1 protein-coding gene and 1 pseudogene are annotated in these 915 nt (G+C 65.0%); both read right to left on the bottom strand.

Features of this window, described 5'->3' with window-relative positions; genetic code table 11:
• Positions 1-215 (bottom strand): annotated as a pseudogene (locus ACZY0B_RS27790) (diadenosine tetraphosphate hydrolase); the annotation flags it as partial.
• Positions 208-915: His/Gly/Thr/Pro-type tRNA ligase C-terminal domain-containing protein (locus ACZY0B_RS27785; RefSeq protein WP_463767428.1), on the bottom strand; the 708-nt coding region annotated here is incomplete at its 5' end. The pseudogene ACZY0B_RS27790 and the gene ACZY0B_RS27785, both read right to left, overlap by 8 nt.

Raw genomic sequence — 915 nt, 5'->3', positions numbered from 1 at the left:
ACGAGTTCTCCGCGGGCGACCACCAGACCGTCCTCGTCGGGCAGTTGCGGAATGTCGCTGAACGGCTCCTCGGTTTTGCCGTTGTCGCGTTTCATCGGCGCTTCGGCGAGATAGGTCATCCGGTACGGCGTCCACAACCGCTGCAGGTGGTCACGCTCGCCGACACCTCTGTCGAGAATGGTGTCGTCGCGATCGGCGCTGTCCTGCTCACTCACCGCCGGCCACCTTCACCAGTTCTGCTGTGGGAGCGGCATTCTCGCGGTCGGCGATCCACTTCACAATCGTATCGATCGCGGCATCGAGCGTCACGCCGTTGATCTGGGTGCGGTCGCCGAAGCGGAAGCTGACCGCCCCGGCTTCGACGTCGCGGTCGCCGGCCAGCAACATGAACGGCACCTTCTGGGCGGTGTGGTTCACGATCTTCTTGGCCATCCGATCGTCGCTGGCGTCCACCTCCACCCGCACGCCCCGTGACCTCAATTGCGCGGCAACATCTTCCAGGTAGGCGACGTGCTCGTCGGCGACCGGGATGCCGACCACCTGCACGGGCGACAGCCACGCCGGAAACGCGCCCGCGTAGTGCTCGGTGAGAATGCCGAAGAACCGCTCGATCGACCCGAACAGCGCCCGGTGAATGAGCACCGGCCGCTGCCGCGACCCGTCGGCCGCGGTGTATTCCAGCTCGAATCTGTCCGGCATGTTGAAGTCGAGCTGGATGGTCGACATCTGCCAGCTGCGGCCCAACGCGTCCTTGACCTGCACCGAGATCTTCGGACCGTAGAACGCCGCGCCACCGGGGTCAGGAACAAAATGCAACCCGGAAGCCTCCGCGACCTCCCGCAGGACGTCAGTGGCCTCGTCCCACATCTCGTCGGAGCCGGAGTATTTCTCCGGGTCTTTGGTGGACAGCTCCAG

The organism is Mycobacterium sp. IDUB_19 (genome assembly GCF_055419445.1).
This window is presented reverse-complemented; position numbering and strand designations above follow the sequence as displayed.